25 protein-coding genes and 1 pseudogene are annotated in these 24,739 nt (G+C 55.2%); 11 read left to right on the top strand and 15 right to left on the bottom strand.

Features of this window, described 5'->3' with window-relative positions:
• The first annotated feature begins 18 nt into the window (after positions 1 to 18).
• Positions 19 to 810 carry an inositol monophosphatase family protein gene (locus NIM72_RS21220; protein WP_161734785.1) on the top strand — a complete coding sequence of 264 codons (792 nt, stop codon included), beginning with the start codon at positions 19 to 21 and terminating at the stop codon, positions 808 to 810.
• A 33-nt stretch (positions 811 to 843) separates the two neighbouring features.
• On the opposite strand, the gene NIM72_RS21215 is transcribed toward NIM72_RS21220, so the two are convergent.
• Positions 844 to 1,281: an N-acetyltransferase gene (locus NIM72_RS21215; protein WP_253421926.1), complete on the bottom strand. Its 438-nt coding sequence runs from the start codon at positions 1,279 to 1,281 to the stop codon at positions 844 to 846.
• 180 nt (positions 1,282 to 1,461) lie between these two features.
• Here NIM72_RS21215 and hipB point away from each other — a divergent pair, with 180 nt between their 5' ends.
• The 5 genes from hipB (at position 1,462) to NIM72_RS21190 (ending at position 7,048) form a co-directional block, all read left to right on the top strand.
• Positions 1,462 to 1,710: a type II toxin-antitoxin system antitoxin HipB gene (hipB, locus tag NIM72_RS21210; RefSeq protein ID WP_161734780.1), complete on the top strand. Its 249-nt coding sequence runs from the start codon at positions 1,462 to 1,464 to the stop codon at positions 1,708 to 1,710.
• Entirely contained in the window at positions 1,710 to 3,023 is a 1,314-nt protein-coding gene (locus NIM72_RS21205) for a type II toxin-antitoxin system HipA family toxin (RefSeq protein ID WP_161734778.1), read from the top strand. The genes hipB and NIM72_RS21205 overlap by 1 nt, the downstream gene beginning before the upstream one ends.
• Before the next feature lie 103 nt (positions 3,024 to 3,126).
• The gene (locus NIM72_RS21200; protein WP_099257387.1) at positions 3,127 to 3,333 is read left to right on the top strand and encodes a type II toxin-antitoxin system MqsA family antitoxin; all 207 of its coding nucleotides are present in this window, start codon (positions 3,127 to 3,129) and stop codon (positions 3,331 to 3,333) included.
• A 172-nt stretch (positions 3,334 to 3,505) separates the two neighbouring features.
• Positions 3,506 to 4,888: a Xaa-Pro peptidase family protein gene (locus NIM72_RS21195; protein WP_253421923.1), complete on the top strand. Its 1,383-nt coding sequence runs from the start codon at positions 3,506 to 3,508 to the stop codon at positions 4,886 to 4,888.
• A gap of 114 nt (positions 4,889 to 5,002) precedes the next feature.
• Entirely contained in the window at positions 5,003 to 7,048 is a 2,046-nt protein-coding gene (locus tag NIM72_RS21190) for an FUSC family protein (protein WP_253421920.1), read from the top strand.
• 387 nt (positions 7,049 to 7,435) lie between these two features.
• On the opposite strand, the gene NIM72_RS21185 is transcribed toward NIM72_RS21190, so the two are convergent.
• The 4 genes from NIM72_RS21185 to NIM72_RS21170 all read right to left on the bottom strand — a co-directional run bounded on the left by NIM72_RS21185 (position 7,436) and on the right by NIM72_RS21170 (position 11,360).
• Positions 7,436 to 7,771, bottom strand: coding sequence for a gamma-glutamylcyclotransferase (locus NIM72_RS21185; RefSeq protein WP_253421917.1), 336 nt, complete (start codon positions 7,769 to 7,771; stop codon positions 7,436 to 7,438).
• A gap of 224 nt (positions 7,772 to 7,995) precedes the next feature.
• Positions 7,996 to 8,469 (bottom strand): fimbria/pilus periplasmic chaperone, encoded by a 474-nt coding sequence (locus NIM72_RS21600; protein WP_371876307.1) that lies wholly within the window; start codon positions 8,467 to 8,469, stop codon positions 7,996 to 7,998.
• A 687-nt stretch (positions 8,470 to 9,156) separates the two neighbouring features.
• Complete coding sequence (locus NIM72_RS21175; protein ID WP_253421913.1) at positions 9,157 to 10,176, bottom strand: alpha/beta hydrolase; 1,020 nt, start codon at positions 10,174 to 10,176, stop codon at positions 9,157 to 9,159.
• A gap of 374 nt (positions 10,177 to 10,550) precedes the next feature.
• The gene (locus NIM72_RS21170; protein WP_253421910.1) at positions 10,551 to 11,360 is read right to left on the bottom strand and encodes a thioredoxin domain-containing protein; all 810 of its coding nucleotides are present in this window, start codon (positions 11,358 to 11,360) and stop codon (positions 10,551 to 10,553) included.
• A 77-nt stretch (positions 11,361 to 11,437) separates the two neighbouring features.
• Between NIM72_RS21170 and NIM72_RS21165 the strand changes: the two genes are divergently transcribed.
• Both NIM72_RS21165 and uraH read left to right on the top strand, forming a co-directional pair.
• Complete coding sequence (locus NIM72_RS21165; RefSeq protein ID WP_222924033.1) at positions 11,438 to 11,743, top strand: hypothetical protein; 306 nt, start codon at positions 11,438 to 11,440, stop codon at positions 11,741 to 11,743.
• A 527-nt stretch (positions 11,744 to 12,270) separates the two neighbouring features.
• Entirely contained in the window at positions 12,271 to 12,693 is a 423-nt protein-coding gene (gene uraH / locus NIM72_RS21160; protein WP_222924034.1) for a hydroxyisourate hydrolase, read from the top strand.
• 32 nt (positions 12,694 to 12,725) lie between these two features.
• Here uraH and NIM72_RS21155 read toward each other — a convergent pair.
• A pseudogene (locus tag NIM72_RS21155) lies at positions 12,726 to 13,024 on the bottom strand (LysR family transcriptional regulator); the annotation flags it as partial.
• A gap of 222 nt (positions 13,025 to 13,246) precedes the next feature.
• On the opposite strand from NIM72_RS21155, the gene NIM72_RS21150 reads away from it, so the two are divergent.
• Positions 13,247 to 14,347, top strand: a complete 1,101-nt coding sequence (locus tag NIM72_RS21150) for an NADH:flavin oxidoreductase/NADH oxidase (protein WP_161734727.1) — start codon at positions 13,247 to 13,249, stop codon at positions 14,345 to 14,347.
• 42 nt (positions 14,348 to 14,389) lie between these two features.
• On the opposite strand, the gene NIM72_RS21145 is transcribed toward NIM72_RS21150, so the two are convergent.
• Complete coding sequence (locus NIM72_RS21145) at positions 14,390 to 14,974, bottom strand: NUDIX domain-containing protein (protein ID WP_161734724.1); 585 nt, start codon at positions 14,972 to 14,974, stop codon at positions 14,390 to 14,392.
• An 82-nt stretch (positions 14,975 to 15,056) separates the two neighbouring features.
• On the opposite strand from NIM72_RS21145, the gene NIM72_RS21140 reads away from it, so the two are divergent.
• Positions 15,057 to 15,806: a DeoR/GlpR family DNA-binding transcription regulator gene (locus NIM72_RS21140; RefSeq protein WP_222925478.1), complete on the top strand. Its 750-nt coding sequence runs from the start codon at positions 15,057 to 15,059 to the stop codon at positions 15,804 to 15,806.
• Here NIM72_RS21140 and NIM72_RS21135 read toward each other — a convergent pair.
• Complete coding sequence (locus NIM72_RS21135; protein ID WP_237566716.1) at positions 15,799 to 16,278, bottom strand: glutamate racemase; 480 nt, start codon at positions 16,276 to 16,278, stop codon at positions 15,799 to 15,801. The genes NIM72_RS21140 and NIM72_RS21135 overlap by 8 nt on opposite strands.
• 159 nt (positions 16,279 to 16,437) lie before the next feature.
• Complete coding sequence (locus NIM72_RS21130) at positions 16,438 to 16,836, bottom strand: VOC family protein (RefSeq protein ID WP_253421908.1); 399 nt, start codon at positions 16,834 to 16,836, stop codon at positions 16,438 to 16,440.
• 421 nt (positions 16,837 to 17,257) lie between these two features.
• On the opposite strand from NIM72_RS21130, the gene NIM72_RS21125 reads away from it, so the two are divergent.
• Complete coding sequence (locus NIM72_RS21125) at positions 17,258 to 18,289, top strand: NADP-dependent oxidoreductase (protein WP_161734715.1); 1,032 nt, start codon at positions 17,258 to 17,260, stop codon at positions 18,287 to 18,289.
• Between the two features lie 41 nt (positions 18,290 to 18,330).
• Here the strand turns inward: NIM72_RS21125 and NIM72_RS21120 are convergent, their stop codons facing one another.
• Genes NIM72_RS21120 through NIM72_RS21095 form a run of 6 tightly spaced genes read right to left on the bottom strand, consistent with a single transcriptional unit; the run spans position 18,331 to position 24,650 of the window.
• Entirely contained in the window at positions 18,331 to 19,191 is an 861-nt protein-coding gene (locus NIM72_RS21120) for a PfkB family carbohydrate kinase (RefSeq protein ID WP_253421905.1), read from the bottom strand.
• Positions 19,192 to 19,193: 2 nt separating this feature from the next.
• A complete protein-coding gene (locus NIM72_RS21115) occupies positions 19,194 to 20,051 on the bottom strand; it encodes a MurR/RpiR family transcriptional regulator (RefSeq protein ID WP_161734709.1) in 858 nt (285 codons plus the stop codon).
• Positions 20,051 to 21,022 carry an ABC transporter permease gene (locus NIM72_RS21110; RefSeq protein WP_010244946.1) on the bottom strand — a complete coding sequence of 324 codons (972 nt, stop codon included), beginning with the start codon at positions 21,020 to 21,022 and terminating at the stop codon, positions 20,051 to 20,053. Before NIM72_RS21110 ends, NIM72_RS21115 begins: the two co-directional genes overlap by 1 nt.
• Positions 21,023 to 21,054: 32 nt before the next feature.
• Positions 21,055 to 22,557 carry a sugar ABC transporter ATP-binding protein gene (locus NIM72_RS21105; protein WP_253421902.1) on the bottom strand — a complete coding sequence of 501 codons (1,503 nt, stop codon included), beginning with the start codon at positions 22,555 to 22,557 and terminating at the stop codon, positions 21,055 to 21,057.
• A gap of 16 nt (positions 22,558 to 22,573) precedes the next feature.
• Entirely contained in the window at positions 22,574 to 23,614 is a 1,041-nt protein-coding gene (locus NIM72_RS21100; protein ID WP_161734703.1) for a substrate-binding domain-containing protein, read from the bottom strand.
• 55 nt (positions 23,615 to 23,669) lie between these two features.
• Positions 23,670 to 24,650, bottom strand: coding sequence for a TIM barrel protein (locus NIM72_RS21095; protein ID WP_161734700.1), 981 nt, complete (start codon positions 24,648 to 24,650; stop codon positions 23,670 to 23,672).
• Between the last annotated feature and the right edge of the window lie 89 nt (positions 24,651 to 24,739).

Below are 24,739 nucleotides of genomic sequence, written 5' to 3'. Positions count from 1 at the left end.
TTAACCCGAGGAGTTCGCATGGAATCGCAGGAAATAATGGCGCGACTGGCGTTAGCGGAAGCCGTTGCCCGCGAAGGGGGCGCTACCGCGTTATCCTGGTTTAATCGCCGCGAGACGCTGGTAGTGGAGACGAAGTACGATTTGCAGGATGTGGTGTCGATTGCCGACCGGGAAGTGGAGCAGCTGATCGCCAGCCATATACGGGATGCGTTTCCCGATGATGGCTTCCTGGGCGAGGAGACGGGTCTGCAGGCGGGAACCTCTCACTATACCTGGGTGGTGGATCCGATCGATGGCACCAGCCCGTTTCTCAATGGGATGCCGAGCTGGTGTGTTTCCGTGGCGGTGCTGCGTGGCGATGTACCGGTCATCGGGGTGATTTTCGCACCCACCTATGAGGAGTGCTACGTAGCGGCACTGGGGCAGGGCGCGACGCTTAACGGGCGTCGTCTGCAGGTCGATGCCACACGCACGCTGCAAAACCACGTTACCGGCTTTGGTGCTAACAGCTATGTCAGTCCGCAACAGGTGGGCGAGATTGTGGCGGCGCTGTTGTCGGCGGGCGGTAACTTTATCCGCATCGGCTCCGGCGCGCTGATGCTGGCCTGGGTCGCGGCTGGTCGGGTCGTGGGTTACTACGAACCTTATATGCACGCCTGGGATTGCCTGGCGGGTTACTGCCTGGTGAAAGAGGCGGGCGGCTGGTGCCACCCGTTCAATACCGAAGGCGACCGCATCACTAAAGGGGCCCAGGTGCTTGCTGTGGCACCCGGCGCCGAAGCGGACCTCCGCCGCATTGCTGATTTGTAGTTCAGTGACCCTGTCACGCTGACTGTACTCAGGTCAGCGTGATGCCGCAGGGCTTAGCGTTTTCGTCAGATAGTGGCGCTGCATGCCGTCCTGCGGAAAATCGGGCAGGGACATCTGCTGCTGATAACCCTGTTTCTGATAAAACGGCAGCGCCTGAAAACTAAATGTATCCACCAGCGCAAAGAGACAGCCCAGTTTAACCGCCTCCTGCTCTGCCGCTTCCATCAGCGCACGCCCCAGACCACTGCCACGCAGCGTTTCGTCCACCCAGAGATAATCAATACAGAGCCAGTTTCCTTTGCGCGAGGCGATCAATCCGCCGCGTAACACACCTTCTGCATCTTTGTGAGAAACCGACAGCCGCCCCCAGTTCTCCCGACTGATAAATTGCCGGTTGTAAGCCCCTAATCCTGCCAGTAGCGCTTCCCGATCGTCGTCGTTTTGCTGATGGGTAAGGATAAATGTGCTCATCCTGTTCCTCTCTTATCCATGCGTTGTCTTTATCCCTCAAAAAGGATAAATTCAACTTTATCCTCTAAAAGGTATAATCTGTATATTATCCCCGATAGGGTATAAAGTGCGCTTTATACCCTATCGGGGATAAACCCTCTGCGCTATGCTTACAGCCTGTGATTCTTTAGGAGTGACCCCATGATATACAGCCCGCTACAGCTGGCAAACCGGCTAAAGCTTATCCGCCAGCGCAACGGCTGGACCCAGAGTGAACTGGCGAAAAAGGTTGGCCTGAAACAGGCTACCATCTCTCACTTTGAAAATGCGCCTGACACTACCTCGCTGGCCACGCTGTTTAAGCTTTTACAGGCGCTGGAAGTGAGTCTGGACGTAGTGGAAAAAGAGGAGGCCAGTGCGCCTCAATTGCATGATGAGGATGCGTGGTAATGCAAAGGCTGATTGCGTGGATGAACGGCGAGCGGGTAGGCGTGCTCACCCGGCAGCGGAATGGCGCTCATGAGTTTCAGTATGACACCGGCTGGCTGAGTAACCCGCTATCCAGGCCACTGTCACTTTCTCTGCCGCTGCAGGTTAAGGCAATCACCTCACACGCCGTGATTAACTTCTTCGATAACCTGCTGCCAGATAGCCCGCTGATTCGTGACAGAATCGTGGCGCGTTACCAGATTAAATCCCGTCAGCCGTTTGACCTGTTGCAGGAAGTGGGACGTGACAGCGTCGGGGCGACTATGCTGTTGCCGCCCGATATGCCGCTGCCCGCGCTGCAGGCTCGCTATGAGGTGCTGGATGAAGCCCGGCTTGAGAGTGTGCTGTCAGCCTATCAGTCAGATATCCCGCTGGGGATGTTGCGTGAAGAGACTGACTTCCGCATTTCGGTGGCGGGCGCACAGGAGAAAACGGCGCTGCTGCTGACCGAAGAGGGCTGGAGCATTCCTGCCGGTGCCACGCCCACCTCGCACATCATTAAGCTGCCGATCGGTGAGATTAAACAGCCAGCCGCGACGCTGGATATGCGTGAAAGCGTAGAGAATGAGTATCTCTGTCTGGCGCTGGCCCGCGCACTGGGTATTGATGTGCCGCAGGCGACGATTATCCGGGCCGGTAAGATGCGCGCCCTGGCCGTTGAGCGCTTTGATCGCCGCTGGTCGCGCGACCGAACCCGGCTGATTCGTCTGCCACAGGAGGATTTCTGTCAGGCGCTGGGGCTGCCATCCTCGACCAAATATGCGTCGGACGGCGGGCCGGGCATTGCAGAAATAATGCAGATACTGATGGGATCGAGCAACGCCATTGAAGATCGCTATCGCTTTATGATGTTCCAGGTGTTTCAGTGGCTGATTGGTGCTACCGATGGTCACGCAAAAAACTTCTCGCTGTTTATTGAGCGCGGCGGCAGTTATCGACTGACACCCTTTTATGATGTGATCTCCGCTTATCCGGTGCTGGGCGGTACCGGCCTGAACAGGCGTGCACTAAAGCTTGCGATGGGGCTGCGTGCCACTAAGGGGAAGAAGACAGAAATCGACAAAATCTTTCCGCGCCATTTTATCGCCACGGCAAAAAGCGTCAGTTTTGATCGTGACAGTTTGCAGCAGATCTTCGACTTCTTCGTCCGTGAGTTTCCCAAAGCGGTGGTCTCAGTGCGCGAGGCCTTACCGGCCGATTATCCACAGCACATCGCCGACGCCATTTTCAGTCATTCACTGATTATGCTGGAGCGGCTGCGGCACAAAGAGTGATGGCGCTATAAGCTGGCACTATCCTGAAAAACCTCGCCTCCTGTGTATGGCTAAAAGCCTGTCGGCTATGCTTATCTGACAGGCTTAACAGGAGAGTCATGGTATGAAGTGTCCGGGATGTGAAGGAGAGGCGTTTGTGTACGCCACGCGCGACGTCAGTCTTAATACGGGTAATCCCGAGGACGTTGTGCCGGATGTAAAGGGCGATCACTGCATCCGCTGTGGCGCGGTGATTATGAATGCCGGAACGTCGGAGTTATATCCCGAAAAGGCTGAAGCGCTGGAGAATGCCGGCGTGCCTGTTAAATGAGACAAAGAGCCCGCTTAGTGCGGGCTTCCTTGTCTCTGTGACAGGTGAATGTCCCTCTTTTGATAACACGCAACGAGTAAGTTGTGTGATGGTGGCACCGTACAGGAGAAACCTCAGGTTTACCCTGGGAACGGGAATCACAATCACATCAATCTGGCCACTGGAGTGCGTTATGGATGCCAATCGCTATGCCCTGAAAACAATCCCGTCACCGCCGGTCTTTCCCGGTGCTGCCAGCCCTGTGATATCAGATGAAACACTGCATCGCCGTCTGGTCGCCATTATTGAGCGGATGCAGCAGCAGCAGATTGCGCAACTGATTATCTATGCCGACAAAGAGCACGGCAGCAATTTTGAATATCTGGCGGGATTCATTCCGCGTTTTGAGGAGGCGCTGCTGGTGGTGAATCAGCAGGGCGAGCTTACCTATATCATGGGTAATGAGAACCTCAAGCTGGTGCCTTTTGCCCGCAATCCGGGACGCTGTCTGCATGCGCCGATCTTTTCGTTGCCCAATCAGCCGATGCATGGGGAGCAGCCATTGGATCAGCTGTTAACAGAGGCAGGCATTAAGGCGGATGAACGCACCGGGCTGGTGGGCTGGAAGCTGTTTACCGGCAGGCAGCAGGCGCTTTTTGATCTGCCGCAGTTCGTCTACGCTGCAGCGGCTCAGGCGGCGGGTGGCGATGTGCATCTGGTTAACGCCACCGGATTGTTTATCTCGCCAGACCTCGGTGCGCGTTGCGTTAACTGCGCCGATGAAGTCGCCTTTTATGAGGCTGGCGCCAATCTTGCGTCAACCGCGATGCTGGCTGCGCTGGATAGCGTAGCGCCGGGTGTGACAGAGAAGGCGTCAGGCGCACGGCTGAATGCAGAAGGGCAGCCAAACAGTGTCGTCACGATTGCCGCGACCGGCGATCGTTTCGCCCAGGCCCGGCTCTATCCGTCAGACAAACAGATTCTAACTGGCGACAAACTCTCACTGACGGTCGGCTATAAAGGCGGCCTGACCAGCCGCTCTGCGTATGTCGTCAGTGAGGTTTCTGAGTTACAGTGTCACGTTTCTGACTGGTTAGACCGGCTGGCGATCCCCTATTATCATGCTGTGGTCAGCTGGCTGGAGCAGTTGCGAATCGGAATTACCGGCGGCGAACTCTATACGCATATCGAAACGGTACTGCCCAAAGCGCAATATGGCTGGCATCTCAATCCAGGACATCTGGTGGCTGACGAAGAGTGGTTAAGCTCGCCCATCTATCCCGATTCAGTAGTGACCCTGAAGAGCGGTATGCTGTTGCAGATTGATATTATCCCATCGGTGCCGGGTTATGGCGGCTGCAGTATTGAAGATACGGTCGGACTGGCTGACGCCGCATTGCGTGACGAGCTGGCGAGCCGTTTTCCGGCGGTGTGGCAGCGTATGACCCGGCGCAGAGCCTACCTGACCGAGGTACTGAAAATCCGGTTGTCCGGGGAGGTGATTTTACTCTCGAACACGGTAGGCTATCTGCGCCCTTTCTTACTGGATAAGCATCGTGCGCTGGTGCGCCGGTAGAGAATGCACCGGCCGCCTCAGGCCGGTAATAATTTGTAAAATTTAACTGAGAGTAAAACCCAAACGCATCTGTCAGGATACGCGCCTCAGAAAGTTCCTGGTTGCTCTCATTCGATGAAATGGTTTACCAAAAACGCGGTTTTGTTTGCCTGCAAAACCTCCCTTGCCGCGTTTATCGCACTCTCTGTGGCGCTGTTACTCAACTTTGAAAAACCGGCCTGGGCACTAACCACCGTGTTTGTCACCTCACAACTCTATGCCGCCTCGACCGTCTCGAAATCGCTGTTTCGTCTGATGGGCACGCTGCTCGGCGGCATCTTTATTCTGCTAATCTATCCCGAAACCGTGCAGTCGCCGGTGCTGTTCAGCCTCTGTGTGTCGCTATGGGTGACGGTCTGCCTGTATCTTTCTCTGCATGACCGCACGCCGAAGAGCTATATCTTTATGCTGGCGGGTTACAGCGCGGCGATTATGGGCTTTCCCGATGTGGATACGCCATCTGCGATTATCAGTACCGTGATTTCACGTATTGAGGAGATCACGCTGGGGATCCTCTGCAGCACGCTGGTTCACCGGCTGGTGTTCCCGGTGTCGATGCACCATCTGCTGGGGCAGAGCGTCAATCTCTGGTTTCAGAACGCGCGCAAATTATGCGATGAACTGATTAGCGGGATGGCAAAGAACAAATCGCTGGAGCGGGAAGATATCCTGATCCAGATGGCGGGTTATCCACTGAGTGTTGAAACGCTGCTGACCCACTGTGTTTATGAGGGCGAAGCGGCGCGTAATGTCATTCGTCTGGTCAGCGTGCAGTATCAGCATCTGACCTATCTGCTGCCAACCCTGACCGCGATTGAGGCACGGCTGGGTGTGCTGGCCGAACTGAATATCCGTTTTCCGCAGTGCGTTACCGATGTATTTCAGGCGTTTCTGCTGTGGCTGCATCATGACCGCATTAATGATATCGCCGGACTGCGTGAGGCGATTGCTGCCAGTCAGGCCACCCTGGAAAATCAATGGCGGGCAGGGCAGCTTGCCACCGAAGAGAGTCTGCTGCTGATCGGCCTGCTGGAGCGGATGGCTAACTTTGTCCGTATTGCCGATGCCTTTGAGAACGTCAGTGCGCGCGCCGGGGATCTCTATAGCCATGGAGATGGGGCGGCGATCCGCAATATCCGCGAACACCGTCATATCGACAAGGGGCTGCTGAGACTCTCTGCGCTGACCGCTTTTCTGGCAACCTTTCTCTCCAGCCTGTTCTGGATTGGCAGCGGCTGGGCCGATGGCGCGAATGCACCTTTAATGGCGGCCATCATCAGCTCATTTTTTGCCGGCGTTGATTCCCCGGTAACGCCTATGAAACTGTTCGTGAAAGGGGTAATGATTGCCCTGGTGGTCAGTCTGTTCTATATCGCCTTTCTGATCCCGCAGGCTAACACGTTGCAGGCGCTGATGATCTGTCTGCTGCCGGGTCTGATGCTGCTGAGTCTGGTCATTGCTAACCCGGCGACCAATATGGTGGGGCTGAGTGTTGCCATTCAGATCCCTGGCTTTATCGGCCTGAGCCATCACTATGTCCCGAACCTGATCGTCACGCTTAATGCGGCCATCTCATCAATGGTGGGGATTATGTTTGCGGTGGTGCTGACGGCGTTGATCCGTAACAAACGACCGTCATGGATTGCCAGAAGAGCGGTGCAGCGCGGACTTCGCGATCTGTTAGGGTTTATCAAAATGGTGGAGCGCAATTCGGCCACGCTGCTGTCTCGCCAGCAATTTATTGCGCGGATGCTCGACAGGGTGAACGTGATTCTGCCGCGCAAACGGCTCGATCCGGTACCGGATATCGTGGTGGGGGGGTATCTGATTACCGAAACCTGGCTGGGTGCTAACTGCTATGATTTTTATGCGCGCTATCGTGAGGTGCTTGAAAGCCATCGGATTGATAGCGGACAGATGTTTCACGAACTGGCGCTCTATCTGAAGCGCAAGATGAAGAGGCTACAGCTTGCGCCGCATCAGGATCTGCTGGATGAGCTGGACCTGTTACTGCTGCGGCTAGAGCCGATTGCCCGACAGGAGAGTGGTGCAGTTGCACCGTTAATCCATCTGTTTAATATTCGGGTATCACTATTTCCACATCAGCGCTGGCCAGATTAACCCGGTGTAACAGGGCTGGCTGGTGGGGCTAAGAGAGTGCTTGCCAGGACCAGAGCGGATGATCTGATTTTAGTTACATCATACATTAGCTCTTATTCAAATTAAGAATCAGGCAGCGTGCTCGTATAGATTGTCTGGCAGGAAAATAAGGTCAGCAAAGTGGAAAGGTTGGCTGGTATAAATGGCCAGCAATGGCCTGAGCGTGAAGCGCAGGCATTATACCGCTTTTAATTCAGTCTGTTGCATTCGATTCTCTGGCCAGACACGCCTGGTTGAAACCAGTCATAAACGCGTCCTGCTGCGCCAGAAGCCTGCAATAAGAGCAGGGCGCGTGCATCTCACTGCAGGAAAGCAGGGTTGATGCAGGAAAAGTTCAGCGGTAATAACTCAGCGGCTTTCCTGCGGCTGGAGTTGATAAATCCACGCACTGTATTGCCGATTATCCTCGGCAGAAACGCAAACCTCGACGCGATCGTAACCATCTTCAAACGCATCCAGCATCGGCCAGTGGGCATCCAGCTGGTCGGAGAGAAACAGATAACCCGGCACGTCGGGGCCATGCTCATCCAGAACGATGCCCGGAAAATCAGCCGCTGCGCCCCAGCCGTGCTGATAGAAGGTACCGTTAACCGAACCGGCCAGCCATTCTCCGCCAATATTTTCCAGGATATGGGCATTCTCGCGGCCCGGACAGAGAGTGCCATAGACAAATAAGCGTTTCATTTTTTCTCGTTGTTGAAACAGTGGAAGCCAGCAACTCTAGCGCGGCTAAAATGGATTGTCTTGCGGAACCGCCTCATGAGCCTCTCAAAACGCCATGCACAGGTAAATTCTGCCTACTGCCAGCCCCATCAGATGCGCAGAATTCATGTAGCGACACCCAGGACTGCCGCAAAAGGTCGGTGTTATGTGCACTCTGCCTGTTGGCAGATGGCACTCCCGTCCGGTTACTTCAAGATTGTCGTGTAATTAACCGGAATCCCCTGGTCATTGATCACCGCATAACTCACTGACTCACCGGGTTTCGGCGGAGTGTGACTGTCAATGTAAGCATCAGATTGTGGGGCAAGAGTGAGATTTTTTATTGATTGCTGATCTTCAGAATAGACATTCAAGCTCATGAACCAGGGAGTAGGATTCGTTATGGCGATTTTATTTCCCTTTACCGCGAAACGGAGCTTTTCCGGATCGGTGGTCAGCGGGGCGTTTAGTCCCTCAGGCCGGATAAAGATTTTTAGCCGGATTCGTAGCGGTAACACCACGTTACGTTCAGCCGCGTTAAGCTCTTTTTTCAGCGCAGGGATCTGATAAATATTTAACCAGTAGAGGCTCTCTTTGTCCGCGGGCAGCCCCTGACGTGAAGTAAGTAACAGACGCAACGATCGCATTTCTTCCGGATACATTTTTACCACCGGCGGTATGACTATTACGACAACTTAGTGGTTTGCACGGCAGACTATGAGGATGAACATAAAGCGGTGATGTATAGACGCCTCTACAGCATTTTTGTGGCCGACAGCCCTGATGAATGCGCTAATTTTCACGTAGCGACGTCACTGCTTAAGTTGTGCAAAGCACCTGAGCAGAGAAACGGTCAGAATACGCAGCAGTACATTCAGCCAGCCGCAAAGGGCGAAGCCGTCATCGCATCGTCCGACTGCACATTTTCGACATCAGATTTGTTGGTAAGAGGATAGCGTGTAGCGTCACAGAAGAAGCTGTCCCGCAGGGAAAGCCATGCTGAATAAGTAGCATCACATTATTTCAGTTTCGGAACAGAGTAAGCGACAATAACAAGGCCAGGCAGACATTGTGATCGTTTCTGACAGATTTTGCTGTAAAGAGGAAAACCGTCAGGATCAGCCCAAAATGGTGAGCAGACCATACAACAGAGCATCACGCTTCCGGCCATAATGAGTATGCGCATAATGTATATTATGTTAAATAAGATATTAACAGCGCACTTATCACTTCGATACTGCTCTGTTCTTTCCTGGTGTTCCGGCAATCGCTCTGCCCTGCGTCTTCGAACTGATTCCTTCAAACTTCCCGTCTGGTAAGAACCCCGGACGACGATTCGGTCCGGGGTTGGATTCATGATCGGTCAGTTATTTGAGATGCGAACGCAACTCTTCACCCGCCTGATTAATGGCCGTTCTGACCGTGGGTTCCTGACTTAACGCGTTAAGCAAACCGTAATCATGAATCATGCCATTGTAACGCGTCACGGTAACCGGCACGCCTGCTGCATCCAGCTTACGACCGAACGCTTCACCTTCATCACGTAACACATCCAGCTCTGCAGTCTGAATCAGCGTTGGCGGCAGCCCCTTCAGCTGTTCAGTGGTGGCACGCAATGGTGATGCCAGGATGTTATTACGATCTTTTTCCGAAACGGTATAGTTATCCCAGAACCACTTCATCATGTTCTTCGTCAGGAAATGTCCGTCAGCAAATTGATCATACGACGCGGTGTCGAAACGCGCATCGGTAACTGGCCACAGCATCACATCATAACGGATGGTTGGCGTTTTAAACTGTTTCGCCTGCAAGGCAACCGCCGCCACCATGTTACCGCCAACGCTATTACCGACCAGCGCCAGACGTTTCCCCTCAACGCCAATTTCAGCGCCATGTTCGGCGACCCATTTAGTGGCTTCATAGGCCTGAGTAATTGCCACCGGGAAATGGGCTTCTGGCGATGGTTGATAATTGACAAATACCGCAGCAGCGCCGGATGCATTCACCATGTCACGTACCAGTCGCTCATGGGTCGGAAAATCACCCAGCACCCAGCCACCGCCGTGGAAGAACATAAACACCGGCAAGGTGCTGCTGGCGTGCTCGGGCTTAACGATGGTCAGCGTCAGAGGCTTGCCCTGTACGGTGATGATCTTCTGTGAAACCTGTGCCGGCGGCAGTTCTGTGCCCTTCTGCGCACCCGTTAATACCGCTCGGGCATCTTTGACGGAGAGTTGCTCAATCGGTTTACCATTTCCGCTGTTGAGCGCCTTCAGGAAAGCGGCCACGCCTGCCGTCGGTTGCGGACTGTTTTCAGAGGGTGCAGCAAACGCGGTACTCATCTGGCTGGCTAACAATAATGCACTGGCGATCAGTTTCATTTTCATCACAGGATTCCAATTAACTTGCTATTAAGTAGTGTGCTATCTGGTTGGCAGGACAATGACACGACGAATCTAGATTGTAAACTACTAAATAGCACGCTATTTATGTGGCACTTTTACCCTCTCTGATTATTTTCGTTATTAACAGGCTACTTTGCTGCTATCTGTATCGATTTTCAGCAATCAAGCGCGACGCCTGAGCGTCTGAAAAACGTTAAAAGCATAGTGTTTTTTCTGGTTAAGTTCAGCATGCACGCCAACGGTGCTCGCTACCCTATCCCGCTGCTGAGTCCGTTCGGTTATACACCCTGTCTCGGTCAGACCGTCGATACATGTCCGGCAGTTGATAACTGACGAGATGATTCTGTATGCCGTTGTTAGTGGCCGGCCTGACCCTGAGCTTTATCGATCGCATCCTGCAGCATCGATTCCATGGCGCCACCAGGGAATACCGTTACGGTCTCTTCGGTCGCACCCGCTACAGGCATCACAATGATTCCCGGCGTGCCCTGAAAGCCTGAATTTTTCGCCAGGATATCCGTGCGCGACAATGACCCGAGCATATCGCTGTTTTTTAACTTACCGGCACCCGCTGCAGAAGCCGCCTTAGTGACATCTTTATGCGTCAGCGCCCCTTCAATATGACCACTGGCAAACAGTGCATTGTGGTAACTCATATAGGCATCGCCGCCCTTTTGCTGCCAGATTCTTAAACCTGTTTCGGCTGCTTCAAAAGAGGATTTCCAGCGATAGCCAAAAATCGGCCACTCTTTAAAAATAAAGCGCACCTGAGGATTATTTTTCATCAATGACTGAATGACAGGTGCCTGACGGGCACAGACGCTGCACTGATAATCGAAGAATTCTATAACCGCGACTTTAGCGTTCTCAGGCCCAATAGCAGGTACCGTTTTATCATTCAGCAATTCATCCTGATGTTTAATTGCCGCAGTGGTCATCGCTTTCATCTGCTCGTCATACTGAATTTTCTGCAGTTTCTGATCCACTTCAACCAGTAATTCCGGATGCTTCAGCAGCCAGGCTTGTGCTATCTCGCCAATACGGGCTTCCTGTTCAGGTGTAAACAGCGGTTCGTCGGCGGCAGCTTGAGTCCGGGCAGGCTTTTGCGAGGTGTTTTCGTCTGTGGCCTGCTGCTCTGAGGTTACTGCCGGATGTGGCTCACTCATTTCTGCCCCGGAAGATGAATCAGCTGTCGGTTTTGTAGCCGGTGACGGTTGATTACTGTCCGATTGGGGCTGAACCGGTGCAGAAGTCTCAGCCTGCTGCGTTGCCGGCGCTGAACCGGATGCAGCTTCTGGCACCGTTGCGACGGATTGCTGCTCTGATATTGCCGGGCTGGATGAAGTTGTCGCTACAGAACCAGCCGGTTGCTGCGATGCAGCAGCGGTTGTTGTCGCGGCTGGTGCTTCAGTACTGGCTGGCGATAGCGGGCTCGTCTCCGGTTGCGAAACCGCTGCTGCTGCAGGTGCAGGCTGGGTATTCACCGGGCTATTTAAGGCGGGATCGGCAGTCGATGACTCCGTCGCCATTGCCGTTGAAACATCAGTAGCGCCTGCCAGTAACATAAGGGTCAGCGCCAGTTTACTCATTCTCATTGCTTGTCGTCCTGAATAGGGTTGTTTATGTGGTATGGCGATAGCCATCGTCCTGATGCCTTCTGATAATGATTACCGGCATTGCCAGGAAGGGATTCTCTGCGCTGCCATGCCGGATCAGGACAGCAGGAGTAATAAAAAAGAGCGGCGCTACTCTGGGTGCAGCGCCGCTCTGGCTATTTTCATTAGTGAAGCCTGTAACTTATTGACTCACGTCATATAAAGACAATTCATACCCGTTAACGCCCTGCTTTCAGGACAGAATTGAGAAGTGGTTTAACATGAACTTTTATTCTGGTAAGCAATGTCTGCACTGAAGCAGATCTGAGGTTTATATTTGATATTTGTATGATGTAACTAAAAAAGTGTGTCTTTTCTCAGAAATTTCACATTTCCTGCGGCTGAATATCTCTTTGCCCTCAGGCGCATTACTCTTTCTGAACTGTCACCCGACTTCAACTAATCAATAAAGGAAACATTGATGAAAACTTCATATGCTTTGATCGCAACATTACTGATGACCTCTGGCGCATCCGCTATCGCAGCTCAGCCTGCTACCGCTAAAAATCCACTGAGCGTGCACGTTCTTAATCTGCAAACCGGCCAGCCAACAGCCGGTATTGAAGTTGAACTGGATCAGAAGCAGCAGGATAACTGGGTGAAACTGGCGTCAGGCGTCACCGATAACAATGGTCGCATCAGCGCCCTGTTCCCGCAGGACAAAACGGCCAGCGCGGGCAGCTACCGTGTCGTGTTTAAAACCGGTGACTTTTATAAAAAAACCAATCAGAAAACCTTCTTCCCTGAGATCCCGGTTGAGTTCAACATGGACGCCAGCGGTGAGCACTACCATATCCCGTTACTGCTGAGCCCGTTTGGTTACTCAACCTATCGCGGCAACTAATTTGCCCAATCCGGCACTCAGGTGCCGGATCCTCACTCTTCTGCAACCCGCGCCGGAAAGCACGCCACCAGCCAGTCGATAACCCCCCGTAACCGTTGCTTCACGTGCCGGTTTTGCGGATAAACCCGATGAAACGAATAACCCGCTGGACGCCAGTCGCGCAGGATCTCCACCATGTCACCCTGCCGCAAAATTGATGACAGCGAATAGCTGAACGTCTTAATGAACCCTGCCCAGCCAGTCCCGCGGCCAGATGCCCGTTACTCTCATTGACGCCAATACGATGCGCTCTGGTGATCTTAACTTTCACTCCCTGACGTTCGAACCGTAACGAAGCTTCCGCGACAAACTCCCGGTTCAGCCAGACCTGCACAGTACAGCCTGGCTGAACCATTAACGTATCAGTCCCTGCTTCAGAACCCGCAGGGATTGCTGCAATCTACCCGTTACCCGGTACGTAGTCATAAAATGTCACGTTGAAGAAACACCCGCCTGGCAAATCCCCCGCTATAGTTATTGCCTGTCACGTCAGTCATAAAACCATGGAGATAACATGAGCCAACTTTTTTCCACTGTCTCGCTGGGCGAACTTACGCTGGATAATCGCATTGTGATTGCGCCGATGTGCCAGTACTCCGCTGAAGCAGGCAATGCCACCGCCTGGCATCGTATCCATCTTGGCCAGCTGGCCTTTTCAGGCGCAGGTCTGATGATTATTGAAGCCACCGCCGTAGAGGATATTGGCCGTATCTCTCCCGGCGATTTGGGCTTGTGGAATGATGACAATGAAGCTGCGCTGAAAACGGTGCTGGAAGATGTGCGCCGCTACTCCTCTATTCCGGTGGGCATTCAGCTCGGCCATGCGGGCCGCAAAGCGTCGTGTGCCGTACCCTGGGAAGGCGGTAAGCAGATTGCACCTGAAGCCGGCGGCTGGCAAACCGTGGCACCGTCCGCACTGAGCTACAGCGCGGATGAAGTGAAGCCGGTTGCCATGAGCACTGACGATCTGGCGCGGGTAAAACAGGCCTTTGTCGATAGCGCCCGACGCGCGGTGCGTCTGGATATTGAGCTGATCGAAGTCCATGCCGCACACGGCTATCTGCTGCATCAGTTCCTGTCGCCGCTGTCGAATCAGCGCAGTGATGAATATGGCGGCTCGCTGGAAAACCGTATGCGCTTCCCACTGGAGGTGTTCAAAGCCGTCCGTGAAGCCGTACCCGCGTCTGTGCCGGTAGGCGTGCGTATTTCTGCTACGGACTGGGTCGAAGGCGGCTGGGAAATCGAGCAGTCGATCGCCTTTTCACGTGAGCTGGAAGCGCTGAACTGCGCCTATATCCACGTCTCAAGTGGGGGTCTGTCGGAAGATCAGAAAATCAGCGTGGGGCCTAACTACCAGGTGCCGTTCTCACGCGATATCCGTGAACAGGTGTCGATTCCGGTGATTGCGGTTGGCCTGATTACTGAACCGCAGCAGGCGGAAGGTGTGCTTCAACAGGGCGATGCCGATCTGGTCGCACTGGCGCGCGGTATTCTCTACGATCCACGCTGGCCGTGGCACGCTGCGGCTGTGCTGGAAGGCAAAGTCCAGGTTCCGCCGCAATATCTGCGTTCTGAGCCACATGATGTTAAAGGCATTCTGACGCAGGATCAGTAAGCTTTACGGGCAGAACACATAGACGTTGCTCTGCCCGCTTTCTTATAAGATACCTTTGAGTCGCAGATGCTGCAGCAGCATGATGGTTTTAGCATCCACAATCCTGCCCTGATCGATGGCCTGTAACGCCTGATCAAAATCGAGAGCCAGCACCTCGATATCCTCACCCTCTTCCGCAATTCCGCCGCCTTCGCCGCTGCGGTGCTGATCGTCATACTCAGCAATAAAGAAATAGAGCTTCTCCGTCACCGAGCCGGGGCTCATAAAGGCTTCAAACACCTTCTGAACATGGCTGACGCGAAAACCCGTCTCCTCTTCCGCTTCGGCAACAATACGCGCTTCGGGCGAGGCGTTATCCAGCAGACCGGCGGCCGCTTCAATCAGAAAGCCATCATGTCCATTCAGGAAAACCGGAAAGCGAAACTGACGGGTCAGCACCACCGTACGTTTGTCACGGTTGTAGAGCAGGATCACTGCGCCGTTACCGCGGTCATAGGCTTCACGGCTCTGCTCCTGCCAGCGGCCGTCACGGCGCAGCAGCGAGAAGGTATATTTCTTCAGGGTATACCAGTTATCTGACAGCAACTGCTCATTGATGATGCGCACGCGGGGATGGTTCTGCTGCATGATGCTCTCCAGTATAGTAGACAGCTATCACGCTATCATGCAAAATCGTGCAACTTCAAGAAAAAACATGCAAAGGCCAGTCATGCTATCCCGCCAGCGAAAACAGACGATTCTTGCCCTGCTCGCCCAGGAAAAACAGGTGCAATCGCGCGACCTCAGCCAGCGCTTTGGCCTCTCCGAAGACTCTATCCGCCGCGACCTGCGTGAACTGGCGGCTGAAGGCTTATTGCAGCGGGTGCATGGCGGTGCCCTGCCGGTTTCCGCTGCGCTGGCCACCTTTGAAACGCGCAAAAGCGTGCAGACCGCCTCAAAGCAGGTTATCGCGCAGAAGGCAATCTCGCTGATCCAGCCGGGACAGATTGTGCTGATTGATGGCGGGACCACCAGCGCGGAACTGGTGCGACAGTTACCCGCAGCGCTGAGCTTTACCGCCATCACCCACAGTCCCAGCGTGGCGCTGGCATTAGCCGATCATCCACTGGTGGAGATCATTATGGTTGGCGGGCAGCTCTATAAGCATTCAGTGGTGACGGTGGGCGCATCAATGCTGGAATCGATCAACCGCATTAATGCCGATCTCTTTTTTATGGGCGTGACCGGTGTGCATCCGGCGGCCGGGCTGACCACCGGCAATTACGAAGAGGCGACGGTGAAGCGTGCGCTGGCAGGACGTGCAGCAGAAACCGTGGTGCTGGCATCAGCCGAAAAGCTGAATTCCGCCTCCGCCTTTGCCATTGGCGATCTGTCACTGGCCAGCACGCTGATTGTAGAAACGCAGCCGGACGACGCGCTGCAACTGGCGCTGAGCCAGCAGGGTGTGACGATCATCTGAGTTCGTAGCAGGCGTGCAGCGCAAGATGCGGGCCTGTCAGCGGTCGCCGTGCCGCGGGAAACTGCAGGGCAACCGGCGTCATTGAGCTTTGCGCCAAAGCCACCGCAATGGCTCCCTGCTGATACGCCTGCTCGGCGGCTGCCGCAATCAGTGCAAAGTATCGTGTTGTGTCCCCCGCTTTAAACGCCGCCCACGCGCCCTCCACCAGCGCAATCTCTGTCTGGCTGCCCCGCTGGCAGAAGAGCGTCCGCGTCGCCGCCAGTGTTGATTCTGCCGCACAGAGCGCGACTGTCCGCCCTGCCTGCCGCTGCAGCGCCTCCGCTAACATCCCGTCGGTGCGCATAACCCGATCCTGCGCGCTGAAATCACCGGCAACCGGCCCCAGCGTCGAGCAGGTGATCAGCACCGCATCGAACTGCGGCAGCAGCGTTTCAATCATTTGGGCAATACGGCGGCGTAACCCAGTTGTCATCCCGCCGCTGCATTCCGCTTCTGCCAGCAGCGCAGGCATTACCAGATGATTCAGCGGCGACGTCTCATATGCCAGTGCGCTGGCGGCATCATCAAATATTGCGATATTACTGGCCGCGGTGTGAAAGCAAAGAATGTTCAGGGTGAGCTCCGTTACACGTCAGATTGCGGATTGCCAGGCTGCATGCTGGATAACAACACGATAACCATCCTTGTCGCTAAATGTCACGCCCCGTTGATCCCAGTAAGGATTAAATGCAGGAACCCGCAGAAATCCTGCCTCATCCATACAGGCACATCGGGCCAGCCAGTCAGGCCGTTGCGGAATGTAGAGCACCAGCAGGTCCTCATCCGTTGGCGATGGCCGGACGGGATGCGTGTGACAGAGCGTGAATTCGAGATGCCAGCCCAGCCCTTCAGCGCCCAGCATCACGCCACTGAACCCCTGATGATCAGTAAACTCACCGATTTCTTGCAACCCCAGCCCGTGGCAATAGCTCTGACTGCTTTGCGTCAGGTCTGTCACCGGTCGGGCAATACGCAGATGCTGCATAATCATGGTTGTCTCCCTGTAAAATCCCCTGATATTTATCACAATCTTCAGAGCTACCCGTGACGCCGGATGCGCAGCAACTTCCCATGTCCATAAATTGAAGGCATAAAAAGCCCGCTTTAGCGGGTTTGGGAGGGAGCTGACAGTCAACCCGCGTTTGCTTCGCGTAATGCGTGTCATACCGCACGTCTGAAGACTCGCCTGCCCGTTTTTTTGCAAGCGGATGTGAACAGCCGTCAGTCTGAACCTGCGACATGAATGGTCCTGCATCCGCGGTGTCCCCGTGGTTAGCACCTTATGCGCTGTTATCGGTAAATCATGCTTACCGCTCACAGCGTTAAACGCATTCCCGCCGCTGTCATCTACACTTTCCCGGTATTCATATGGTGATGCCCTGAGCATTGCCCGGCTATAAAAGGATGACAATATGACTGAACAAGCAACCCAGAACCACGCCTGGTTACTGGCTTCACGCCCTCACGGTGAGCCGACCAAAGAGAATTTCCGCCATGTGGCCCAGCCCGTCCCGGAAATCAAAGAGGGTGAACTGCTGCTGAAAACCATCTATCTCTCGCTTGACCCCTACATGCGTGGCCGGATGGACGAGGGTAAATCCTACGCCGCGCCGGCAGAGCTGGATCAGCCGATGGTGGGCGGCACCGTCTGTCAGGTCGTCGAATCGAAAAACAGCGAGTTTAAAACCGGTGACTGGGTGCTGGCGCAGAGCGGCTGGCAGGAATATGCCGTCTCCGATGGCAAAGAGATTGCGAAGCTGGGCAACGATCTGCCACATCCGTCATGGGCGCTGGGCATTCTCGGGATGCCAGGCTTTACCGCCTATATGGGCCTGATGGATATCGGTCAGCCAAAAGCGGGTGAAACCCTCGTCGTTGCCGCCGCAACCGGTCCGGTAGGCGCAACAGTTGGTCAGTTGGGTAAACAGAAAGGCTGCCGTGTCGTCGGTGTGGCGGGCGGTGAAGAGAAATGCCGTTTCGCGGTCGATACGCTGGGCTTTGATGCCTGCCTCGATCACCACAGTGCCGACTTTGAAGAGCAGCTGAAAAATGCCTGCCCGGATGGCATCGATATCTACTTCGAAAACGTCGGCGGCAAAGTGTTTGATGCCGTGTTCCCGCTGCTGAACACCGCTGCGCGCGTGCCGGTCTGTGGTCTGGTCTCGGCTTACAGCCAGCGTGAGCTGCCGGAAGGCCCGGACAGAACCTCACTGATCATGGCGGGCATTCTGAAGCGCCGCATCCGTATGCAGGGCTTTATCATCTTCCAGGATTACGGTGACCGTTATCCGGAGTTCCTGGAGGCGATGCGTCCGCTGGTGGAGAGCAAAAAAATCCACTATCGCGAGCACATGATTGAAGGGTTAGAGAACGCGCCACAGGCGTTTATCGATATGCTGAATGGCAAAAACTTCGGTAAAACCGTGGTGAACGTCGGCGCCTGATGACGTTAGCGTGCCACGTCATTGACGTGGCACGCCATTAATCAGTGCGGCTGCCGGGAAACGTGTTCGGCAGCTGCACGATTTGCCGCACTCACCGCTTCTGCCAGCGTTACCCCGCTACTCAGGCGCTGACACAACACGCCGACAAAACAATCCCCGGCACCGTGGGTGCTGACCAGTGTCACCTTCTGCGCCGCCAGTGTATGCGTCTCTCCCGCCTCGCTGTAAGCCACACCATGTTCACCAGCGGTAACCACCACTCTGGCAAACCGGCTGGCCAGCGATTCTGCCGCTGAGCGCGCCGACGTCAAATCCTGCACGCTAATCCCGCACATATCGCGCGCTTCAATGGCGTTCACCACCAGCAGATCGATACAGTTTTCAAACGCGGCTGACAACGGCCGGGCGGGCGCGGCATTGACGCAGACCGTAATCCCCCGCTGCTGTGCCGCCTGGGCCGCACAGAGGTTCACCGCTTCCGGGACTTCATTTTGCAGCACCAGCAGCGACACCTCCTGCCAGAAACCGGGTTGCACAAAGGTCTCCAGCGGGATCTGCTGATTGGCATTGGAGACCACCACAGCACCGTAATCTCCTTCGGCATCGGTAATCGCCACGCTCATCCCGGAGGGAAGCGCATCAATGATGCTGACGGCGGTGCAATCGACCCCCGCCTGCTGCAGATGACCCAGCAGGAATTGCCCCTGCTGATCGCGCCCCACTGAACCGGCAAAGCGCACTGTGGCACCCGCGCGTGCCGCTGCGACAGCCTGATTACCTCCCTTGCCACCAAACTTATAGTGACAGGCGCTGCCCATCACGGTTTCGCCTTTTTCCGGGCGATGGTGTGCATCCAGCATAATGTCGTAGTGAAGACTGCCGGTGACTGCAATTTTGCTCATAGCTAGAATTCCCGCAGATCCTGAACCGCATGCTGGGTTTTCATCAGGTTCTTCTCCGCCCGCTTCAGATCTTTCTTGGCGATAGCGACAAACAGCGCATCCAGAATATTGAGTTGGGCGATGCGTGACGCGGCGTTTTCACCCAGCAGATGCGATCCCTGAGAGGTTGAATTGAGGACCACATGCGCACTCTGCGCGATCGGGGATTCGGCATAGTTGGTAATGGCGATAACCTTCGCGCCATTCCTTCCCGCCAGTCTGACCGGATCGTTCACCGCACGCGTAGCACCCGAATGGCTGATGGCGATAACCACATCGTCATCAGATAACACGGCGGCAGACATCAGCATGATGTGGGCGTCGTCATAGGCAGTCGACTTAATGCCAATCTTCAGCATCTTGTGTGACAGGTCCCGCGCCACGGCGGCAGAACCGCCCACGGCGTAGAGATCGATATGACGCGCTTTAAAGATAATGTCCGCCGCACGATTGAATTCAGAAACATCCAGAATCGATAAGGTCTCTTCAATCGCCTGGATAGAGGTTCTGAAAACTTTGGCCAGCAACTGCTCCGATGAATCATCCGGCTCAATTTCCGCATGCAGCCCTGCCACTTCAGACTGGTTGTAATAAATCAGGCCACTTCTGAAATGCCTGAAGCCGGTGAAGTTAAGTTTTTTGGTAATCTTAACGATCATCGCTTCAGAGACATTATTCTCCCGCGCAATCTCCTTTAATGAGGATTGCTCGGTAATGTCGGTTCGGGCAATTATCGCCTCAGCTACCCGACGTTCTAACGGCGTCAGCTGGGGCAAACGCATACGAATCTGAGCGCCAATGGCTCGCGGATCTTGCTTCATTACTTGCCTCGGGTCGCCCGGTCAATCAACATCGCTATGATAATAATAAGGCCGGTAGCGAGCAATTGGTAAAAGGCCTGAATGTTCAGTAAGGTCAAGCCATTACGTAACGCACCGAGGATAACCACGCCGATCAGCGTCCCGAAGATACTGCCCTTGCCGCCCATTAACGACGCACCGCCAATCGCCGCCGCCGCAATCGCATCCAGTTCCCACAGGTTGCCGATGGTCGGTTCGGCAGCCCCCAGACGACCAATCAGAATCAGCGAGGCCAGTGAGGCCAGCAGGCCGGAGAAGATATAGACCGTGACCTTGGTGCGCTTAACCGGCACACCTGCGACCCGCGCCGCCTCTTCATTGCCGCCAATCGCCAGAATATATTCCCCCAGCGGGGTCTTATTCATCACCGTCCACAGCAGCAGCGCAATCACTGCCACAATCACAATCGGCGTGGGGATACCGAAAAGCGTACTGTTGATCAGGCTGCGAAATTCCAGCGGAATACCGAAGATGGGATTGCCGCCGGTGTAGATCAGCGCAATGGCCCGGAACAGCGACAGGCCGCCCAGCGTGACAATAAACGGCTGCAGTCCGGCATAGGCGATCAGCGTGCCGCTGAACAGTCCGCACATCGCGCCCACACCCAGCGTCGCGAGGATCGCCAGCGGCACCGGCACGCCCGATGCCATCAGGGTTGCACCCAGCACCGCAGAGAGCGCCGCAGTGGGGCCGACCGAGAGGTCAATCCCGCCGGAGATAATCACCAGCGTCATGCCCAGTGCGATCAGGGCGTTGATGGAGGACTGCTGCAGAATATTCAGCAGATTAGGCAGGGTGAAAAAGACCGGTGACAGAAACGAAAATGTCACCACGATAATCAGTAAGCCAATTAAGGTACCGGCATCACGCAGATTAAATTTAAGCCGCAGCGCAGGTCGGGTACCCGGCCCGGTAGATGTCTGAGTTGTCATAGTTATAACCTTAAATAGTGTCAGGTAAGCGGTCAGGCCGTCTGGTCGATATCTTTGATGGCATAACGGGCAATGTTCTCTTCGGTGATCGCGCTGCCGGTTAACTCTTTGGTTATCCGGCCCTCGCGCATCACCAGCACCCGATCGGAGATGCGCATGATCTCGGTCATTTCTGACGACACCACCACAATGGCTTTGCCCGCCTGGGCCAGTTTTTCAATCAGGTGATAGATTTCAGACTTGGCACCAATATCGATACCGCGCGTCGGCTCATCAAACAGAAATACATTAGCATCCGCCGCAACCCAGCGGCCGATGATCACTTTTTGCTGATTGCCGCCGCTCAGCGTGCCGATGGTTTTCTCAATGTCGAGCGGGCGCAGTTTCAGGTCGCCCATGACCTTCAGCGCCTCGCGGTCCAGCCGGGCCTGGTTCATCAGCCCCGCCGACGTGAAGCGGTGCATCGACGGCAGCGCCATATTCATCTTCACCGCCCGCTCTTTGATAATGCCCTCTTTTTTGCGGTCTTCAGGTACCAGGCCAATGCCCGCCTTGATCGCCGCACGCACGTTGTGGTTCTTCACCGCGGCACCGTTGACGCTCACCGTGCCACGGGTGCGCCGGTCGATACCAGCAATCAACTTCAGCAGTTCTGTGCGCCCGGCACCCACCAGCCCGGCAATCCCCAGCACTTCGCCCGCACGAACGCTGAAATTGGCCGCCACCACCTCATTGCCACGCGTCAGATCCTCTACCCGCAGCACTTCGCGATCGGTGACAAATGCCTGATGGTCAAGCTTGTCGATCTTCCGTCCGACCATTTTGGCGACGATGCTCTCCTCATCCTCATCACTGATGTTGACCACCCCAACCTGCTTTCCGTCACGCATAATGGTGGCGCGGTCGCACACCCGGAAAATCTCATTCATCTTGTGCGAGACATAGATCAGCGAAACGCCGGTCGACTTCAGATCGCCAATCAGCTCCGCCAGCCGATCAAATTCGCGTGGCGTCAGGCTGGAGGTCGGTTCATCCATGGCGATGATTTTGGCGTCATCCAGCAGCGCCCGGGCAATCTCAACGATCTGCTGCTGCGATACCTTGAGGTTCCTGATCGGCGTATCGGGATCGATAGTGGGATCCAGCGTCTTCAGAATCAGGGTGGCCCGCGCCAGCTGGGCCTTTTTATCCACCCACCAGCCCCCGGCGCGGGTCAGCGGGCGACCCAGAAACATGTTCTGCGCCACGGAAAGCTCAGGCACATGCTGCAACTCCTGGTGGATCATCGCGATCCCGGCCTGACGGGCGCTGAGCGGACTGCGGATCTGCACCCGGTTTCCGTTGACGCAGATCTCTCCGCTGTCCGCGCCGCGAACGCCGGAGAGGATATTCAGCAGCGTCGACTTACCCGCGCCGTTTTCCCCAATCAGCGCGTGCACCTCGCCGGGCCGCACTGAGAAATCGACCTCCTGCAGCGCGGCGGCGTTACCGTAACTTTTGCTGATGCCACACATCATTAAGCGAAACTGTTCCATACCCGCTCCCGCTGATCTATTGTTGAGCCAGCAGCTGACGCAACCGGTTGTTGTCTTTGGTTGAGAACGCCTCAACATTCTCTTTGGTGATCAGCGCCTGAGGTGTCGAGACAACGCGCGACAGTTTCTGTCCGTTGATCAGACGGATAATGACGTCCATCGCCACTTCACCGGTCAGCACCGGGAAACTGTCGACCGTGCCGGTCAGCTCGCCGCGCTTAATCGAGGCGTAGGCATCGGAAATACCGTCAGTGCCAAAGATGGCCACCTGTGACGCTTTGTTCTGCGCGCGTACCGCCTCCACCACGCCCAGCGCCATGGTGTCGTTGTTGGCATAGAAGCCGATCAAATCAGGATGCTGCTGCAGAATGGTCGATGCGGCGTTAAAGGCCTGCTCGCGACTCCAGTTAGCGGGCACGCTGGCCACGATGGTGAACTTCCCTGCGCTGTCCAGCGTCTCTTTAAAGCCACGGGTGCGCTGTCCGGCGGCATAAACCCCTGGCTGCCCTTCAATCACCGCCACTTTGCCGCCCTGCGGATGGTGCTGAATAAACCACTTCGCCACCCGCACGCCATTGTCCTTCTGGACGTTGCCGACGTAGTAGCGCGCATTCGGCATTACTGCATCATTAACGTTCACCACCGGAATATTTTTACTGTTGGCACTCTCCAGTGCAGGCTCCAGGTTGATATCGGTCTGCGGCGAAACCAGCAGGCCGTTAAAGCCCTGCGAAATCAGTGTTTCCGCAATGGAGAGCTGACCGAGCTGATCGTCTTCATTGGCTGCCGCCTGATAAGCGACAGTGAAACCATACTTTTTCGCCACGTTCTGATAGCCCTGGCCGAGTGAGCGCCAGTACTCATTGGTCAGGGTTTTCGATACCCCACCAATCTTCAGCGACTTATCGACTTTTGGCAGTGCGCCATATCTGGTGTCGAGCTGGGTCCAGTCGGTGCGATCCGGTTCAGTATCGGATTGCAGCGGTGCCAGTTCTGCCGCATAAACCGTGCTGCAGAGCAGTGAGGAGGCGATAAGAGCAAGCAGGCGTTTTTTCATTTTTTATTCTCAGGGTGTTGGGTAGAGGTGTGATGTTTTTATGATTAATCGGCTGTCAGCGCGCCAGCATGATGTCATTGACGATCTGCTGAGAGGCCACCGCATCCTGACGCCCGATGGCCGCCAGTAACGGCGCGTTGTCGTGCAGCTGGTCACACAGCCTCAGCAGACGGGTCACGGTCGCAATATTGCTTTCTGCCTCACGGATTGGGTCAAGACCGCTGGCATCCGGGAAGGTATCGAAGTAGTAGGCACCGCGGTAGCCATCACGCTGCATCTGCCAGAGAAACTCAAGCGTGGCGCGTGGGTTAACTGAGCCAACCATCAGGCCGTCATCACGCTTGCCCCAGCCGTCGTTAAGGTCCAGCCCCAGCAGCCGTGAGCGGCGCGCCACCATGGCGGCGGCGTAAGCCGGGATCTCATTGGCAAACAGGACATGAGCAAAATCCAGGGTGATCCCCAGGTTGGCGCAGCCCGCCTCTTCCACAGCCAGCAGACAGGTGGTGGCGTTGGGAAAGATGCTGTAGGCGCGTGGCTCATTGGGTTTATATTCGATGCTGACGTCAACGTCCGGTGCATACTCCGCCACTTCACGCACGGCGCTGACCGCATCCTCCCAGATTTTCTTATAGTCCGCCTGGAAGCAGTAATCGAAACCGTCCTGCCCCATCCACAGCGTCATCAGCCGTGAACCAAATTCCCGACCCGCGTCGATGCCGCGCTTGGTCAGTTCAATCGCTTCGCGACGCACTTTCGCGTCGGGATGGGTAAACGCGCCGATTTTGAACTGCGGCGCGTCCCAGCGCATCTGCATACCGTTAACGGCCAGACCCGCATCACTGATCGCCTGGCGCAGTGTGGCGATATCGCTGGTGAGATGTTGCGGATAGTTGAGGTCGAGATGCGTTAAGCCTTTGACCTTGCCTGCACGGGCAACCATCTGCAGCACAGAGGGCTTGCCCTGCTGATCGGGCCAGTAGAGGTGCGCCCCCGAGGCGAAAGAGTTAAGACGGGTAGCAAATTTCAGTTCCGACATGAGCATCAATCCTTCAGAGTGCGTATTGTGAAGTACTTTTCGTATTCACGGTTAATTGTGAAGTCATATATTAATCTACGCCTCGCGGC

It is taken from the genome of Pantoea sp. B550, from assembly GCF_024158165.1.
Lineage (GTDB): Bacteria > Pseudomonadota > Gammaproteobacteria > Enterobacterales > Enterobacteriaceae > Pantoea > Pantoea alfalfae.
The sequence above is the reverse complement of the archived record's forward strand: the minus strand, read 5'-3'. Positions and strand labels throughout refer to the sequence as shown.